The sequence below is a fragment of the Ostreibacterium oceani genome (assembly GCF_009362845.1).
Taxonomy (GTDB): Bacteria; Pseudomonadota; Gammaproteobacteria; order Cardiobacteriales; family Ostreibacteriaceae; genus Ostreibacterium; species Ostreibacterium oceani.
Map to the genome: position 1 here is coordinate 153,471 of NZ_WHNW01000003.1, position 17,749 is coordinate 171,219.

Below are 17,749 nucleotides of genomic sequence, written 5' to 3' on the forward strand. Positions count from 1 at the left end.
TTTTAGACTAGGAGTAAATACCAAGATGAACAGAGATTTGTTGAACGTTGTTGAGGCGGCCTCAAATGAAAAGGCAGTATCTGAAGAAGTAATTTTTGACGCGCTAGAGACTGCCCTAGAAGCAGCAACGCGAAAACAATACGAAGACGAAATTGAAATTCGGGTGGCGATTGATCGGTTTACCGGTGATTACGAAACGTTTCGCTGTTATTCGGTATTGGCTGAGGACGACATTGAAATCCCCAGCGCTGAATTAACACTGGCCGAAGCCAAAGCCATTGATGAAAATGCAGAAATTGGCGGAATTGTCGAGGAAAAAATCGAAAACTTGCCGTTTGGACGCATTGGTGCGCATTTGGCCAAGCAGGTCATCATCCAAAAAGTACGCGAAGCCGAGCGTGAAAAAGTTTACGAAGAATACATTGATTTAGAAGGCCAAGTCGTGCACGGCACGGTCAAGCGATTAGAGCGTGGCAATGTCGTCATTGATTTGGGTGGCAACGTTGAGGGGATTATTTATAAAGAAGACCTCATCCCGCGTGAAAACACACGCCAAGGCGAGCGGCTACGCATCTTTATTAAACGGGTAGTGCGAGAAAATCGAGGCCATCAGATTGTGCTTAGTCGTGTTGCCCCTGAGTTATTAAAAGAACTCTTTCGTGTTGAAGTACCAGAAATCGCCAGCGGCACGATTGAAATAAAAGGTGCGGCGCGTGACCCAGGCGTGCGTGCCAAAATTGCCGTCTATAGCGAAGATCCGCGAATCGATGCAGCGGGTGCGTGTATCGGTATGCGGGCATCGCGTGTGCAAAATATTACAAATGAACTCAGCGGCGAGCGCATTGATATCGTCATTTGGGATGAAGCGCCAGCCGAATTTGTCATCAAAGCCATCGCCCCCGCTGAACCAACAGCGATTGTGGTTGATGAAGAGCTACAAAGCATGGATTTGGCGTTTGCCGAAGACCGTTTGCCGATGGCCGTTGGGCGCGGTGGGCAGAATGTTCGATTGGCGAGTGAGCTGACGGGCTGGCGGCTAAATGTCATGAGCGAAGAGGAGTTTGCCGAAAAAACGGGTGCTGAACAAGAAAGAGTCGCAAGACAGTTTGCTGAGCAACTAGACGTCGATGAAGATATCGGCATGGTGCTAGTGGAAAATGGGTATACCACGCTAGACGAAATCGCTTATGGCGATGTTGATGAATTATACGCAATTGATGCGTTTGATACGGAGTCGGTGGATGAGCTCCGTGCGCGCGCCAGTGATGTATTGTTGACGCAAGCCATTAGCCGTGAAGAGGCGATTGAAGCCTCTGATGCTAACCCGATTGAAACACTCGAGGGCATGGATGAGCATTTGTTGTTGCAGGTGAAGCTAAATGGCATCCATACATGGGATGATTTGGCTGAGCTATCGGTTGATGAGCTGTCAGAAATGACAGGCATTGATGAAGCCGAATCCGCAGAGTTAATCATACGTGCACGCGAACCGTGGTTTCGTGACGAAGGGCAGGGGGTAGATAATGAGTGAAGTGACCGTTAAAGCACTAGCGACACAAGTCGGTATTGAAGTAGATAAATTATTGGTGCAGTTTAAAGAAGCAGGGATACCTGTGACTGACGCAAGCCAAATGGTTTCTGATGATGAAAAAAAACAGCTGTTGGCTTATCTCAGGCAATTGCATGGTAAATCAGACAAACCACGCCCCAAAATTGCGCTGAAAAAGCGTAGCACAATCGCAGTAACCGGCAAAAAAGACGGGGTTTCGGTTGAGGTGCGCTCGAAAAAAGTGGTGGTTAAACCAGGCGCAGAAGGCACTGATGAGACAAGCAAAAAAACCACCGAAAGAAAACCATCGGCGGCTGAAATCGCCAAAAAATTAGCCGAAGCAAAACGATTGCAACAAGCCGATGCAATGCGCGAATCACAAGAAGCACAGCGTCAAAAAGAGTTAGAAGAGACCAAAAAACGCACCGAAAAAGAACAGGAAGCACGCCGCGAAAAAGCCGAATCTGCCAAGCGCAAGCAAGTCGCGGATAAAGAAAAAACAGAAGGCGCCGCTAAGCGCAAAGCCGCTGAGTCAGAAGCCAAGGCAAAAGCCGAAGCAGAGCGCCTGAAAAACCTAGAAGCCGAAGCCAAAGCCAATGCTGAGGCAGAGCTTGCCAAACAAGCATTACGCGAAAAAGCGTCATCAAAAACCCGAGAGCAAGACGAGCTAGCGCGAAAACAAGCGGATGAAGAATACCAACGTCAGTTGAAAAACGAACAAATGGGCGAAGGTAAATTCCGCATCAATCAAAAAGAAAAGCGCAAAATCACCAGAAAATCGTCTAAGCCAGTTGAGTTGCAGAATAAACATAAATTTGAACGCCCACAAAAAGAAGTCGCGGTAGAAGTTGCCTTGCCAGAGACGCTAACGGTTGGTGAATTAGCGCAAAAAATGAATCGCAAAGCCTCGGAACTTATCATGGTGATGATGAAAATGGGCTCTATGGTGACAATTAACCAAGTATTAGACCGTGATACAGCGACGCTACTGCTCGAGGAAATGGGGATTGCTTATCAGTATATTAACGAAAATCAGGCTGAAGAAGCCTTGATGGAGGCAGCGCAGTCGCAGATGGAAGATGTGCGCGCGCGTGCGCCAATCGTTACTATCATGGGGCATGTCGACCATGGAAAAACGTCGTTGCTAGACTATATTCGCAAAACCCGTGTCACTGCAGGTGAGGCAGGTGGTATTACCCAGCACATTGGGTCGTACCACGTCGAGACGGAAAACGGCATTGTTACCTTTTTAGACACACCAGGCCACGCGGCATTTACCGCAATGCGCGCACGCGGCGCAAAAGTAACCGATGTTGTGGTGATTGTCGTTGCCGCAGATGATGGTGTTATGCCACAGACAATCGAAGCAATACAGCACGCCAAAGCCGCCAAATCACCGATTATTATTGCCATCAATAAAATCGACAAACCAGACGCCGATCCAGAAAAAATCAAAGGGGAGCTAACCCAGCACGAAATCGTTCCCGAAGATTGGGGTGGTGATGTGATGGTGACTAGCGTATCGGCGCACACGGGCGAAGGCGTTGATGATTTGTTGGAAAAAATCTTGTTACAAGCCGAAGTGTTAGAGCTAAAAGCGCCACACAAAGGCCCTGCCCAAGGGATTGTTATTGAGTCACGCATTGATAAAGGGCGTGGTGTGGTTGCCTCGGTTTTGGTGCAAAAAGGCGAGCTACACAAAGGCGACTTTGTCTTGTCGGGGCTAGAATACGGTCGCATTCGCGCCATGGCGGACGAAGACGGCAAACCCATTATTAATGCAGGCCCTTCCATCCCCGTTGAGATTTTGGGATTGTCGGGGGCGCCACAAGCAGGCGATGAAATGATGGTGGTTTCGGATGAAAAAACCGCCAAAGAACTCGCGAATAAACGCCAAATCAAAATCAAAGAAGCCAAATTGGCGCGTCAACAAAAGGCCAAACTGGAAAATTTATTTGCCAATGTGGGTGAAAACGCCATTGAATCAGTCAATGTAATGATTAAAACCGATGTACACGGCTCGTCAGAGGCGTTACGTGATTCGTTGTTAAAGCTATCGACTGATGCTATTTCGGTGACGGTGGTTGGTGCGAGTGTCGGTGGTATCACCGAATCGGATGTGAATTTGGCGATTGCATCGCAGGCGATTATTATTGGTTTTAACGTCCGTGCAGAAGCAGGCGCTAAAAAACTCGCCGAGGTAGAAGGCGTTGATTTACGCTATTACAGTGTCATCTATGATGCAATCGAAGACGTTAAACAAGCCATGCTGGGCAAAATGTCTACCGAATTTAGCGAAGAAATTGTGGGTATCGCCGAGGTGCGCGAAGTCTTCAAAGCACCAAAAATCGGACAAATCGCAGGCTGTATTGTTATTGATGGCTATGTCAAGCGCAATAACCCGATTCGCGTATTGCGTGATAACGTAGTGATTTACGAAGGCGAGTTAGAGTCTTTGCGTCGTTTCAAAGACGATGTTGCTGAGGTTAAATCGGGTACTGAGTGCGGCATTGGCGTTAAAAATTACAATGACGTGAAAATTGGCGATCAAATCGAATGTTTTGAGCGCAAAGCGATGGAGAAAACCTTATAAATGGCGTCAAATGAACGAGTTCGTCGTGTTGCAGAACAAATACGACGGGATTTAGTGGCGATTTTACCCGATGTGATTAGGCACGAAAAAATCAATTTTGTGTCGATTACGGGGTTGGATTTGTCTCGAGATTTCAAGTACGCAACGGTGCATTTTACCGTGATTGGCGATGAGGCGTTACAACAAACCATGGTAGCACTGCTTAACGAAAAACAAGGGCAAATTCGGCATCAACTCGCACAGCAGTTAATGACTCGAACCGTCCCCCTAATGACGTTTAAATATGATGAGTCAATTGCTTATGGTGCGCGCATGGAGTCGCTGTTGTCTGATTTGGTGAAAGATGAAAACGATGGCGATGATGGCGATAACGGAGATAACGGCAACAACGGCAACAACGGCAACGGCAACGATAATCAGTAACTGACATCGCGCTAACCCCTCTAAATACGCTAATATGGCATGGCGAAATACGGCATGGCGAAAAATAATACAAACAACAATAATAGCAGCAATAACAGTAGCAATAACAGCGGCAATAACAATAACAAGAAAAACACCACGCGACAATCGATTGATGGTGTTTTTCTTTTGGATAAAGCCGCCGACCTGTCTAGTAACCATGCTTTGCAACAGGTTAAGCGACTTTATGCGGCAAAGAAAGCAGGGCATACTGGGACACTGGATCCCTTTGCCACGGGCTTGCTGCCGATTTGTCTAGGGCAAGCAAACAAATACGCACGCTGGCTGTTGGATGCCGATAAAACCTATGAATTTACGGCGATTTTAGGCCGCGCAACCACGACAGGAGACTGCGACGGCGAGGTTATTGAAGAATGCCCAATTCCATCGATTGACGCGGCCAGTCTAAAGCGCGTACAACGCCAGTTTAGCGGCGACATCACACAAACACCGCCAAAATATTGTGCCCTAAAAATTAACGGGGTTCGTGCTTATCAATTAGCACGTCAGGGCGTGGACTTTGACGTGCCAACACGCCAAGTCAATATCAAGCAGCTATCCATTGAATTTGTACCACCAAATCGTTTGATTGGTCGAGCAACGGTGTCTAAGGGGACGTATATCCGCAGCTTGGTGATTGACATTGCGAACGACTTGGGTACAACGGCTTATTGTCAGACATTACGGCGGACACAGATTGGCGAGCTAGGGGCAACGGCTTTGCCGATGATGACTTTCGCTGAGCTGGAAAAACAAAACGATACCGAGCGATTTGCCCAATTACTGCCGATGGACACCCTGTGCCAACAATTTGCGCCGTTGGCGATTGACGCAAATGCCTGGGCGTTATTGTGTTTGGGGCGTGTCGTCTCGCTATCTGCCCAGGACCTTGAAAAACACCTTGACCAATACCCTAATCAATACCCTAATCAATACCCTAATCAAGACCCTAATCAAGACCCTAATCAAGACCCTAATCAAGACCCTAATCAAGACCCTAATCAAGACCCTAATCAAGACCCTAATCAAGACCCTAATCAAGACCCTAATCAAGACCCTAATCAAGACCCTAATCAAAGCCCTGCGCGGTTAGTGCGGCTGTATCACGACAATCAGTTTTGTGGTTTGGCTAGCCTGTCACAGGGTTGTCTTAAGGGCTTTCGTTTGATTAATACTGAAAATGCCATCATCTAACCATGTGCTATAATTAAAAAAACTGTTTGTTATGATTAATGATTTTATCCAAGGCATTAAATATGCGTTATCTGGTTTCTCATGGATTGTTAAGCCATCAATTCGACGTTTTGTTTACCTACCACTACTGATTAATACCTTGTTTTTTAGTGTGGCAATTTGGTTTGTGGCGACGGCTGCAAACCGCTGGATTGCGCACTGGTTAGGTGAAAAAGCAGATTGGGTATGGGGTACGCAATGGCTGTATGATTGGGCTTATCCTGTGTTGTCTGTGTTGATTTATGTGACATTGGCGTTGGTGACCTATTTTTTGTTTTTATCGGTTGCCAATGTATTGGCGGCGCCATTTAATGCGTGGTTGGCAAAATCTGTTGAAAAGCAATTGACTAACCAACAAGCTAGCTTTTTAGAAATGACACTGTGGCAAGAAATCCGTATCACGGTACAAAGCGAGCTGTTTAAGCTGCTGCGTTTTTTGATTGTTGCGATGCCACTGCTGTTATTACTCTTTATTCCTGTGCTAAATGGGTTGTTTCCTTTGTTATGGTTGCTTTTTATGTCGTCGATTTTGGCGCTGCAGTATATTGATTATCCGATGGCGAATCATGGTTATTTTTATGCAACGCAACGCCGCGTATTAAAACAAAATCGGTGGCAGGGTTTGGGGTTTGGTTTGGCGGCTAATGTGATGTTGTTTATTCCCGTGGTTAATTTTTTGGCGATGCCTGTTTGTGTTTGTGGGGCAACCGTTTGGTGGCATGATGGTCTACGCGATGCAGCAACTAAAAAGTAAATAACAAGTAAATGATAAGTAAATAATAAGGCAAGCAACAACGTAACAATTCGATGAATGTCGACATTTTTTTGCGGCATAATGAAACTAACCTGGTTTAAATGGCGTATAATCGAGTGAACGCTTTAATAAGTCGTATTAAAAAAACGTAGCATGAGTATGTGATACGATTTTAAATAGATTGCTTATGGCGTATCAACTATCGATAATTTATTATGAGGAATATGAAAATGCAAACAGTTAAAAATAAAACCACACTAGCAATCGCTATTTCTGCTGCTGCAATGATTTCTGGTCTAGCCGTTTCAACGACTGCACAAGCAGATGAAACCAAAGGCAAGTGCATGGGCGCAAACGAATGTAAAGGTCAAACAGCGTGTGCAACAGCCGAAGGTTCATGTGCGGGAACGAATTCTTGTGCAGGTAAAGGCTGGATTGTGACTACTGAAGCTGAGTGTGCTGAAAAAGGCGGCGAATTCGAAGCCATGTAATTCAAGGCCTATTACGTTAATCTGATTGATTAATAGTAAAAAGTAGTAAAAATTTTAAAAAATATATAAACAGGAGGTTCCAAATGGGACTAAAAACAAAAGGTACTGGTATTGCGTTAGCGGTTAGCGCGTCTATGTTAATTGCAGGTTGTGCATCTAATCAACAGCAAGCAGATGCAAGCTCGCATGGTTCTGCTGACGGTATGGTTCAATGCCACGGCGTTAACTCATGTAAAGGCACGTCTAGCTGTAAAGCCGAAGGCAGCAGCTGTGCAGGCAAAAACGCTTGTAAAGGTAAAGGCTGGTTGCCAATGAGCCAAAGCGAATGTGAAAGCCACGGTGGCCGTATGGGTGGCTTTAACATGAACTAATAATTAGCGATAATTATTAGCATGTTTAAATTAAAAAGGTCACTAGATTAGTGGCCTTTTTAATTTAAAGCCCCCCATTACGCTTATTAACAACCCATAATAAATGCTTCCATAAATACCTCCATAAATGCCGCTATGGCAATCGACATGGCAATCGACATGGCAGGCGCCATGGAAAGCAAAGGGATTAAATATCGTTAATGAAATGAGGGTTTGATTTTTGTTAATATGTCTATTGGGTATGGGATTAAACTGGGATTAGACTGCGATTAAACTTTATAAGTAGCCGTTTATGACCGACCTAGTCAATCAATTTAACGCGTAATTTATGGGGTAAATTGACTGGCTTGCTAGTTGAATAGACTAGTTAAATAGTAATAATCAAAATAGGAGAACCCCGATGGGATTGAAAACTAAAAAAACAGGTATCGCGTTAGCGGTTACGGCGTCTATGTTAATCGCAGGCTGTGCATCTAATCAAGAGCAAGCCAGCGCAAAAGGGCACGGTCACGGCCATGGGCATAGTCACGGCGCTGATAACATGGGTCAATGTCACGGTGCGAACTCGTGCAAAGGCAAAGGCTCTTGTGGTGCGGCAATTGCAGATAGTTGCAAAGGGACTGATTCTTGTAAAGCCAAGAAAGACAACAGCTGCAAGGGTAAAGCTGCATGCAAAACCAAAAAAGACAATAGCTGCAAGGGTAAGTCTGGTTGTAAAGCAAAAGCCGAAGCACACAGTTGTGCTGGCATGAATAGCTGCAAAGGCAAAGGCTGGTTACCCATGAGCCAAAGCGATTGTGACGCTAAAGGTGGTCGATTCAAAGGCGCTAAATAGCCACTTAAAGCTGACGACCGAAATCAAAAAAGGTCATTAGGGTGGGCCTTTTTTGATTTTTTAAAAACAGTCAACTAGATTTAATTAGCGGAAACTAGCAGAGACTACAGTAATTAGTAGCTGATGGTTTTCATTATTGGATTTAGCTAGTTAGTATTTAATACCCTGTTTTGCGTTTTATCTGGTATCACGTTGAGGGCTAAATAGAGGGCATGGTTTGATTTTGTGGAAATCGTTAATATCACTGGACAAAAAATATGAGTCAAGAAAAACACAACGAAGAAAAACCATATCTGGGGTTTGGTCTCGGACTACGCACCGAATATTATGAGACGATTTTTGAGGAAAAACCCAAATCTATTGAGTGGTTTGAGGCAATTTCTGAGAACTTTATGGTCGAAGGCGGTCGGCCGCTACACAATCTAGATAAAGTACGCCAAGATTACCCGATTGTGCTGCACGGTGTGTCGATGTCGATTGCGGGTGAGCATGAGATTGATTATGATTATTTAGATCGGCTGAAGGTATTAATTAATCGTGTTCAACCTGCTTGGGTTTCTGATCATCTCGCGTGGACGCGCGGCAGTGCCCATAATTTACACGATTTGCTACCCTTGCCTTATACCGAAGAATCTTTGGCGCATGTGGTTGAACGTGTCAAGCGTGTGCAGGATTACTTGGGGCGACAGATTTTATTAGAAAACCCATCTACCTACGCTACGTTTACGCATAGCTGTCTGCCTGAATATGAATATTTGAACGCGCTGTGTGAACGCAGTGATTGTTTATTGATGCTAGATGTTAATAATGTCTTTGTGAGTGCAGAAAATCACGGGTGGGATGCATTTGAGTATATCTCTCGAATTAATGCCGATCGTGTTTGGCAACATCATTTAGCCGGGCATACTTATAGTTATGCAGGCAAGCTAATTGTTGATACGCATGACCAGCCTGTACGTGAAGAAGTCTGGAATTTATACGCCCACGCGGTCAAGTGTCTAGGGCAGGTGTCGACGATTATCGAGCGTGATGACAATATGCCGCCGCTAGACGAATTAGTCCAAGAGTTAGATTTTGCGCGGTCTGTGCAGGCAGACGCGCTTAAAAAACACGCAGCCCAATTGGTGTGATAATGAGTTTTTACCAAGCATTTGAAGCCTATCTCAAGGGCGAAGACAATGAAATTACCGAACTCATTGTGTCGGATGAAAAGGGTGACGCCAAGGAACGCATGAATATTTATCGGGATGCGTATGCGTTGCGGTTGATTGATATTTTGTTCGGTGATTTTCCCACCATTCACCAAATCCTCGGTGATGAAGCCTTTTTTGAAATGGCGCAAAAATACGTTAAAACCTATCCGTCTACGGCGTTTACCGTGCGCTATTTTGGACAGCACTTGGCTAAATTTTTAAATGATGAAGCGCCTTATTCATCGCATCCTTATTTATCGCAAATTGCGGATTTTGAATGGGCTAAGGGGACGGTTTTTGATGCACCTGATACGCCAATTTTTACCCTAGAACAATTGGTTAATATACCCGCTGAAGCGTGGCCAAATGCAACATTTGAGTTTGTGCCGGCGATGGTGCGCTTGGTGTATGATTATAATGTGCCACAGATTTGGCAAGCTATCCAAGCGGATGAACAAGACCACATGCCAACGCCGCTTGAGAATCCAATGCCGTGGGTGATGTGGCGCAAAGCCTTAAACCCACATTGGTATTCTATGCCAGCAGATGAGGATTGGATGTTTATCCACGCGAGACAAGGCAAATCCTTTGCCGAGCTGTGTGATGGGCTGACAACGTGGCACGATGAAGACGATGTTGCCCCCCGCGCCGCTGAGGTTGTTAGGCGTTGGATTGATGAAATGTTATTGGTCAATATTAAGTTTTGACCGCGCTAGTCGCCGACCAGTAGTTTGCTAAGAATTTGCTAGTGTTAAACTTTGACAATCATTTTACTTAACAGCTACTTAGCAACCAAGAGGGTTGCCACGGCTTAGTCATGATAAGTTTCATGGTATAGGCCATCATGCGTTGCGTCATCATATTCTGATTCTAGTGCCAGATCACCGATTAATTCAGGTGCGATGACGGCTTCAAAGGTCTCGCGGCGGCGGATAAGCGTCGCCTCATCACCGTCGATAAGGATTTCTGCAGGACGCATTCGCGTGTTGTAATTTGACGCCATAACAAAACCATAAGCCCCAACGTCATGGATAGCTAAAATATCGCCTGCTTGGCTTTTGAGGCGCCGTTTTTTGGCAAAAAAATCACCTGATTCGCAGACTGGACCGACAATGGCTTGTTCCATAGGTTGCTGTTCTATGGGCTGCTGTGTCGCAGTATCTGGTGGTATCGTTTGCTGGCTGTCGGCTGTGTAATCGTCGGCTGTGTAATCGTCAATTGTGCAATCACTGAGTGCGCCAAGGTTGCTAATCTGGTTGTAGGCTTGGTACAGTGCCGTTCGAATATAGTCATTCATCCCCGCATCGACAATGGTGAAATGTTGATCTTGATGAGATTTGACGTAAAGGACTTCGGTTAATAACACCCCTGCATTGGCGACGATAGACCGACCTGGCTCCATAATAAGGGTTATGTTAGGGTCTGGGTAGGTCGATGAGACGAGCTGGGCAAACGCATCTAGGGCGATGGGTTGTTCGTCTTGGTAACAAACACCAATGCCACCACCGATATTGATGTGCTGGAGCTTAATGTCTAGTGTGTGCGTTAGGTGTTTGACGAATGCCGCTTGTTCGCTTAGTGCATTGGCGAAGGCATCAATATCAGTGATTTGTGATCCGATATGCATATTAATACCAACGATATTAATCCATGGGCTGTCTTTGGCGCGTTGATAGGCGAGGGTTGCTTGTGATTCGGTTAAACCAAACTTACTTTCTTTGAGCCCAGTAGAGATATACGGGTGGGTTTTGGCATCGACGTTGGGGTTAAAGCGAATAGAAATCGGTGCAATGGTTTCGGTTGCTTCGGCGGCTTGGATAATGGTGTCGAGCTCAGGCAATGATTCGATGTCAAAGGCTTCTATGCCAATATCTAGCGCCATAATGATTTCTTCTAGCTGTTTTCCCACGCCTGAAAAAATGGTTTTTTTTGGGTCGCCGCCTGCCATGATGACGCGCTGAAGTTCACCGATAGAAACAATGTCAAACCCAGCGCCTGCTGCTGCGAGTAGTTTTAAGATATGCAAGTTGGAATTGGCTTTGACAGCATAACAAATTTGGTGGCGACGATGCTTAAATGCCGCTTGGTAGGCTGTTAGGTTGTTGAGTATGCAGTTTTTGTCATAGACATAGGCTGGTGTGCCGTATTGCTTAGCCAGCGCAAGTAGTAACGAATGCTTGGGTAAGGTGGTCGTGGGTTGTGTCATCTTAGGGTTTTCTCCACTTGAATATAAAGGTCGATTTGTTCGGCAGTTTCTATCATGAAATCCGTTTTGCCAATGCGAATAAGCGCTGGGTTGTCTGCGAAATATTGGCGCGCAACGCTGAGTGTGTCTGGGATACTCGTGTAATCGCTGGGTAGGTTTCTAAATCGTAAATACGTACCTGACGCAATCGACAGCGAATCGACTGAATTAGGGTGATTTTCTACTTGGCCAACGAGCATATTGATGGCGCTTAATTCAGGTGACAAAATATCGTCACTAAAAACAAGATAACGTAAACCGCTAAACGCAGGCGTTAGGCGGTTGGTTGGTGGGTTATTGGTTGTTAAATTATTGCCGGTTAGATTAGTATCTGCTGTGGCTTTTAACGCAGGGTCAGAGAGTAAAGTTTGCCACGCTTTGGCGGTCGTTTGTGTCAACTGTGTATAAGTCCCATTAATGGTCAGTGTGTTGAGCTGAATAATGGTTGGTGTGATGCGCTGTTCGTCGTCCACGCTGGTCTTGTCAATGCTTGCAAAGACATCAATTTGGTCAGGTTTTGCCGTGGTGTCTTGGTAGGTTAATGGACCTTTTTGTCCGCAGCCCGCTAGGGTAAGCGTTAAGGCAATCGTTAAGGCAGGCGTTAAGGCAGTCACGAATACGGGGTAAAGGACGCGCCAACAGTAAGGAAAGTAATGTGTACAGTAACGAGAACTGGGCTTGTTAGCGCAATGCTTAGGGCGTTGAGTGGCGCATTGAGTGGCGTGTTGACTGACGTGTTGAGTGACGAATGGATTCATGGAATTTATCTAGCTGATACGAAAGGATAAGAAAATAGGGTGCAATGAACGTTAGTAAGGGTGTCGTTGCGTGATAAACGTAGTATAATGCCAATAATCAAGGTCAATAAATCAAGGCTAATAATCAAGACCAACAATCAAAAGCCTACATTGAATTGGCTAAGCGCTGGCTAAACGGCCAATCGAAACATAAACCACCATTTCGCTCATCATAACAAAATGACAATAATTGACAAGCCCTCAAATCAGCACGATAACAACTCACCGACACCCGCACTCGATACGACAAAGATCATCGAGCCACCGACACCCGCGCGTGCTGCGATTATTTGGTTGCATGGACTAGGCGCTGATGCCAATGATTTTACTGGTATTGTGTCTTACTTGCCCATCAAAGACTACGCGATTCGAATGGTGTTTCCTAATGCACCCAAACGTGCCGTGACGATAAATCAGGGGATGATAATGCAAGCTTGGTATGATATTACCGATATCACCTTGCGTGACGCGGATATCGAGGGTATTTGTGCCTCGCAACAACAAATTAACCGATTGATTGATGCGCAAATTGAGGCGGGTATTCCCTGTGACAAGATTGTGTTGGGTGGGTTTTCTCAAGGCGGTGCAATGTCGCTTTATACGGGGCTGCGGTATGCAAAACGATTGGCGGGTGTTGTGTGTTTTTCGGGCTATTTGCTGACACCAGCGGTGCATGCATCACAATGCTCAGATGCCAACCAAGCAACACCGATATGGATGGCGCACGGACAATACGACCAAGTGGTTGCTTTGCAATTGGCCAAATCCAGTGCGACGACGTTACGCAACACGCACCCCCAGATAAACATGCGCGAATATGCTATGGGGCATGAAGTCATTGCCCCCGAAATTGCAGATTTTACTAGGTGGTTGCACGAGGTATTGGCATGAATATCTTGCTTTCAACCCAGCGGCTGCTGGGTGGCACGCTGATGCTATTTATCAGCTTGTTCTTAATGATGTTGGGTAATGGGTTGCAAGGGTCGTTGCTCAGTATTCGAGGGGGGGACGAAGGGTTTAGTACCTTGGCATTATCCATTGTGATGACAGGTTACTATATCGGTTATTATATGGGGTCTTATATCACGCCTACGTACATTAAGCGGGTGGGGTATGTCCGTGTTTTTGCGGCAATGGTCGCGTTTGCTTCGGTGGCGGCATTGATTTATGCCATGTGGGTGACCGAGCATGCGTGGTTCTTGATGCGATTTTTGACAGGGTTCTCATTCGCAGGCATATATGTTGTGGCAGAGAGCTGGCTAAATTATCAAACGCATAACGAAAACCGCGCTAAGGTGTTGGCGGTTTATGTGATTGTACTTTACCTTGGTATGGTCGCAGGCCAAGCGTTTTTGAATTTGGCTGATACCAATGGCTACTTCTTATTTGCCTTGTCATCGGTGGTTATCTCGATCGCGGCAGTCCCATTGCTGTTGACCAGTCGCCCCAGTCCAGTCATAGAAGAGACCGACAGCATGAGCATAAAACAACTCTATCGGCGTTCGCCGCTGGGGGTTGTGTCGGTGTTTTTAACGAATTATGTGTGTGGTGGCTTGCTGGCCATGTCGGCGATTTATGCAAAATCCATTGGCATGACGACCAAAGAAATTTCGATTTTTATTAGTAGCGCGTTTATTGGGATTATCCTTTTTCAGTTTCCGATAGGGTATATTTCTGATCGCATCGATCGGCGCAAGGTAATCATTACGTTAGGGTTTGTCGGTGCTTTATTGACAGCGGTTGCCGTATTGGTTGATACGTTTTTATTATTGGTGCTTGTTTTTGGGCTGTTTGGTGGGTTGATACTGCCGCTTTATGCGATTTGTATTGCCTATGTTAATGACCGCTTGACGCCACAAGAGATACTTCCTGCGACATCGGTATTGTTGAAAATATCGGGGATTGCGCAGATGTTTGCGCCTATTTCTATCGGTTATATGATGTCTGTGTATGGTGTTCAGGCGTATTTTGTGGTGTTGGGGGTGGTTTGTCTGGCAATTGCTTTATTCGGTCTGTATCGTGCGATGACCTCTGCTAATCAAGTTGATGTCGAGGATATGAGTGATTACACACCAATGGTAATGAATGCGACGGTATCAAGTTTTTCTTTGGCGCATGACAATTTGCAATTAGAATTTGACTTTAGTGGTGCACAAAATCCTCCCGATGATGACGATAGAGATGACAATGACAATGACAATCGTAGTCGCGCTGATAGTGACGACAGTGACGATAGTGGTGACGATGGTGACGATAGTGACGAAAATAACGAAACGCATGTCAATCAAGCAACACATTAAAATCAAACAAGGCAGCAAAGTCAAACAAGGATTGGTGTTATTCATTGTCTGGCTAAGCGGTGCCTTGGGGCTTGCCTATGCACAGAATATTCCAGATTTGGGTAACGTGTCCGAGACGCTGTGGTCTAAGCACGAAGAAATCAGCATCGGTCAGACAGCTTATCATCAAATGCAACGTCGTGGTATGATTCATCAAGCCCCTGCTGATGTTGATTATCTCAATTATTTAGGGCAAAAAATTGGCAGTTTGGCGCAGACCCGAGTCGGACTGCATTTTTATTTGACGCAGTCTTTATCGGTCAATGCGTTTGCGATGCCAGGTGGTTACGTGGGTGTTAATGCGGGGTTGGTGTTGCTTACGGATAATGAACACGAATTAGCGGGTGTGCTGGCGCATGAAATCGCACATATCTCACAAAACCACATTGCCCGCAGTGTATTGGCTGCCAAAGACCGACAATGGGCAAACGCGGCAGCAGCGGCTGCCAGTATTTTGCTGGCGACGACAAGCGATAGCAGCGATTTAGGGGCAAGCGGTGTGTCTGCTGTTATTGCTAACGAAACCCAGCAGCAGTTAAATATCATTCGTCAGCATGAAAAAGAGGCCGACCGTGTGGGACGCGATCTAATTGAAAAATCGGGATTTAATCCGTTAGGGATGCAGTTATTCTTTGCCAAATTATTTACCCCTGAATATGCGGCCAATACGCCGGCTTTTTTGCTAACACACCCCATGCCAGTTGATCGTCAAGCTGACATTGATGACTTGCGTCAAAAAAATCAGCAGCTTAGCAGTAGCGACGAATACTATCTATTTCGCGCCCGATTACAAGCAGACTATTTGGCGCAAGAAACCATTGATAGCACCGTGACACAGGCACTTGCTAGTGCTAGCCCGCAAGTTCGTAGCGCTGGGCATTATTTATCAGCATTGCAGGCAGTCAAGCAAGGGCAAATTAACCAAGCCCAACGCACGATTGAAAAAATGTCGTCACGAATGCAAAAAAATCGAGATGTGCAGCTATTGATGGCGAAACTGCATTTGTTACAGAATGAAACCAATGCGGCCATGCGGCTTTATGAAAGGCTGTGGGGGAAATTTATTGGTGACAGTGTGGTTGGTTATGACTTTGCCCATTTTTTGAACGAGCGCGGACAGCACCAACGCGCCGCTGAGATACTGAGTCAATTGATTGATGCGAATCCATTAAATGCACAGCTTTATTGGCTTTACGGCGAAGTGTTAGGTCGATTGAATCAGGTCGGGATGCAGAAAAAAGTGGTTATTCGTTATTACGAAACCGTTGGCAATTTTGAGCAGGCGCTGATTCAGGTTAATATTGCACTACAGCAAACCACGCTAGACTGGCAAGACAGAGCCGCGCTTGAAGCCAAAGCGAAAACGCTAAAGCAACAAATTGAGCAAAGTGAGCGCTAAACGAAATATACCGCATTATACGGTGTGTCCAAGCGATATTTGATGAACGAGAGAACGACAACAACGAGTATAGATAATGACTGCAGATAATTTTAAATGGCTAAAACAATCCAAAGAAAAAATTGGAACAACCGTGACCCTTTCTGGTTGGGTGCGAACGATTAGAACGACCAACGCTGGGGTTTCTTTTTTGAGTCTGTTTGATGGGAGTGATTTATCAGGGATTCAAGCGGTGGTGCCTGATACGCTAGCCAATTACGAACAAGTCATTGATCAAGTCAGTGGTTGTGCGGTTTGTGTGACCGGTGAGTTAGTGGCCTCACAAGGTAAAGGCCAGCAAGTCGAGGTGCAGGCTTGTCATGTTGATATTATCGGTGAGGTCGAAGACCCGCAACACTATCCTATCCAACCGAAACGCCATAGCATGGAGTTTTTGCGCTCAGTCGCTCACCTACGTCCACGAACCAATGTATTTGCTGCCGTGACGCGGATTCGACACGCGGTATCGATGGCGATTCATCAACATATGAGTAACGCGGGGTTCTACTGGATTCATACGCCAATTATTACTGGCTCTGACTGTGAAGGAGCGGGTGATTTATTTCGGGTGTCTACACTGGATGCACTAAAGCCACCATTGAATACCTCAGGTGAGGTAGATTTTACACAGGATTTTTTTGGCAAAGAAACGTTTTTGGCGGTATCGGGGCAGTTAAATGTCGAAGCATTCGCGCAGTCAATGCGTCATGTTTATACATTTGGTCCCACCTTTCGTGCGGAAAACTCAAATACCAGTCGCCACCTGGCTGAATTTTGGATGGTTGAGCCTGAAATGGCGTTTACCGACTTGTCGGGCTGTGCTGATTGTGCAGAGACCCTGCTCAAAGGCATTTGTCAATCATTATTGACGCATCACAGTGAAGACCTTGCGTTTTTTGATCAATTCGTTGAAAAAGGCGTGCTGGCGCGCGTGACCAATTTAGCCAGCCAAGGGTTTGAGCGACTCACGTATAGCCAAGCCATCACCATTTTAGAACAATCAGGGCAGGCGTTTGAATACCCTGTCAAATGGGGGATTGATTTACAGTCTGAGCACGAACGATTTTTGGTCGAATCCCACTTTAAAAGGCCGGCTGTTGTGACGGATTACCCCAAAGACATTAAGAGCTTTTATATGCGGCTTAATGACGATGAAAAGACGGTTGCCGCGATGGATGTGCTGGCGCCAGGCATTGGTGAGATTATCGGCGGTTCACAGCGTGAAGAACGCTTGGATGTGCTGACCAAGCGTATGCTGGAAAGTGGGCTAAATCCAGATGATTATGGTTGGTATTTAGATTTGCGGCGTTATGGCAGTACACCGCATAGCGGGTTTGGCTTGGGTTTGGAACGTTTGGTGAGCTATGTCACAGGTGTCAGCAATGTGCGTGATGTGATTGCCTTTCCGCGTACGCCAGGACACGCGCCGTATTAATGCGTAATCGTGAT

16 protein-coding genes are annotated in these 17,749 nt (G+C 45.8%); 14 read left to right on the top strand and 2 right to left on the bottom strand.

From position 1 onward, the window contains the following. Positions 1-25: 25 nt before the first annotated feature. The 10 genes from nusA to GCU85_RS04135 all read left to right on the top strand — a co-directional run bounded on the left by nusA (position 26) and on the right by GCU85_RS04135 (position 10,188). The gene (gene nusA, locus GCU85_RS04090; protein WP_152809634.1) at positions 26-1,531 is read left to right on the top strand and encodes a transcription termination factor NusA; all 1,506 of its coding nucleotides are present in this window, start codon (positions 26-28) and stop codon (positions 1,529-1,531) included. Then, a complete protein-coding gene (infB, locus tag GCU85_RS04095; RefSeq protein WP_152809636.1) occupies positions 1,524-4,142 on the top strand; it encodes a translation initiation factor IF-2 in 2,619 nt (872 codons plus the stop codon). Before nusA ends, infB begins: the two co-directional genes overlap by 8 nt. Then, complete coding sequence (rbfA, locus tag GCU85_RS04100) at positions 4,143-4,565, top strand: 30S ribosome-binding factor RbfA (protein ID WP_152809638.1); 423 nt, start codon at positions 4,143-4,145, stop codon at positions 4,563-4,565. Positions 4,566-4,619: 54 nt separating this feature from the next. Further along, positions 4,620-5,798 carry a tRNA pseudouridine(55) synthase TruB gene (truB, locus tag GCU85_RS04105; RefSeq protein WP_218110527.1) on the top strand — a complete coding sequence of 393 codons (1,179 nt, stop codon included), beginning with the start codon at positions 4,620-4,622 and terminating at the stop codon, positions 5,796-5,798. Positions 5,799-5,829: 31 nt separating this feature from the next. Next, positions 5,830-6,591, top strand: coding sequence for a sulfate transporter CysZ (gene cysZ, locus GCU85_RS04110; RefSeq protein ID WP_152809642.1), 762 nt, complete (start codon positions 5,830-5,832; stop codon positions 6,589-6,591). A 230-nt stretch (positions 6,592-6,821) separates the two neighbouring features. Next, positions 6,822-7,082, top strand: a complete 261-nt coding sequence (gene bufA2 / locus GCU85_RS04115; RefSeq protein ID WP_152809644.1) for a BufA2 family periplasmic bufferin-type metallophore — start codon at positions 6,822-6,824, stop codon at positions 7,080-7,082. An 83-nt stretch (positions 7,083-7,165) separates the two neighbouring features. Continuing rightward, positions 7,166-7,453 (top strand): BufA2 family periplasmic bufferin-type metallophore, encoded by a 288-nt coding sequence (gene bufA2 / locus GCU85_RS04120; protein ID WP_152809645.1) that lies wholly within the window; start codon positions 7,166-7,168, stop codon positions 7,451-7,453. A 400-nt stretch (positions 7,454-7,853) separates the two neighbouring features. Next, a complete protein-coding gene (locus GCU85_RS04125) occupies positions 7,854-8,288 on the top strand; it encodes a hypothetical protein (RefSeq protein ID WP_152809648.1) in 435 nt (144 codons plus the stop codon). Positions 8,289-8,545: 257 nt separating this feature from the next. After that, positions 8,546-9,418, top strand: a complete 873-nt coding sequence (gene bufB / locus GCU85_RS04130) for an MNIO family bufferin maturase (RefSeq protein WP_152809650.1) — start codon at positions 8,546-8,548, stop codon at positions 9,416-9,418. A gap of 2 nt (positions 9,419-9,420) precedes the next feature. After that, complete coding sequence (locus GCU85_RS04135; RefSeq protein ID WP_152809652.1) at positions 9,421-10,188, top strand: HvfC/BufC N-terminal domain-containing protein; 768 nt, start codon at positions 9,421-9,423, stop codon at positions 10,186-10,188. Between the two features lie 104 nt (positions 10,189-10,292). On the opposite strand, the gene lysA is transcribed toward GCU85_RS04135, so the two are convergent. Then, positions 10,293-11,687, bottom strand: a complete 1,395-nt coding sequence (lysA, locus tag GCU85_RS04140) for a diaminopimelate decarboxylase (RefSeq protein ID WP_152809655.1) — start codon at positions 11,685-11,687, stop codon at positions 10,293-10,295. After that, complete coding sequence (gene lptM / locus GCU85_RS04145) at positions 11,684-12,484, bottom strand: LPS translocon maturation chaperone LptM (protein WP_152809657.1); 801 nt, start codon at positions 12,482-12,484, stop codon at positions 11,684-11,686. Before lptM ends, lysA begins: the two co-directional genes overlap by 4 nt. Positions 12,485-12,703: 219 nt before the next feature. On the opposite strand from lptM, the gene GCU85_RS04150 reads away from it, so the two are divergent. The 4 genes from GCU85_RS04150 (at position 12,704) to asnS (ending at position 17,735) form a co-directional block, all read left to right on the top strand. Continuing rightward, positions 12,704-13,414, top strand: a complete 711-nt coding sequence (locus tag GCU85_RS04150; RefSeq protein WP_152809659.1) for an alpha/beta hydrolase — start codon at positions 12,704-12,706, stop codon at positions 13,412-13,414. Continuing rightward, positions 13,411-14,823 carry an MFS transporter gene (locus GCU85_RS04155; protein WP_152809661.1) on the top strand — a complete coding sequence of 471 codons (1,413 nt, stop codon included), beginning with the start codon at positions 13,411-13,413 and terminating at the stop codon, positions 14,821-14,823. Before GCU85_RS04150 ends, GCU85_RS04155 begins: the two co-directional genes overlap by 4 nt. Then, on the top strand, positions 14,717-16,261 hold the full coding sequence (locus GCU85_RS04160; RefSeq protein WP_218110528.1) for a M48 family metalloprotease: 1,545 nt from the start codon (positions 14,717-14,719) through the stop codon (positions 16,259-16,261). The genes GCU85_RS04155 and GCU85_RS04160 overlap by 107 nt, the downstream gene beginning before the upstream one ends. A gap of 76 nt (positions 16,262-16,337) precedes the next feature. Beyond that, a complete protein-coding gene (gene asnS, locus GCU85_RS04165; protein ID WP_152809665.1) occupies positions 16,338-17,735 on the top strand; it encodes an asparagine--tRNA ligase in 1,398 nt (465 codons plus the stop codon). Positions 17,736-17,749: the final 14 nt, after the last annotated feature.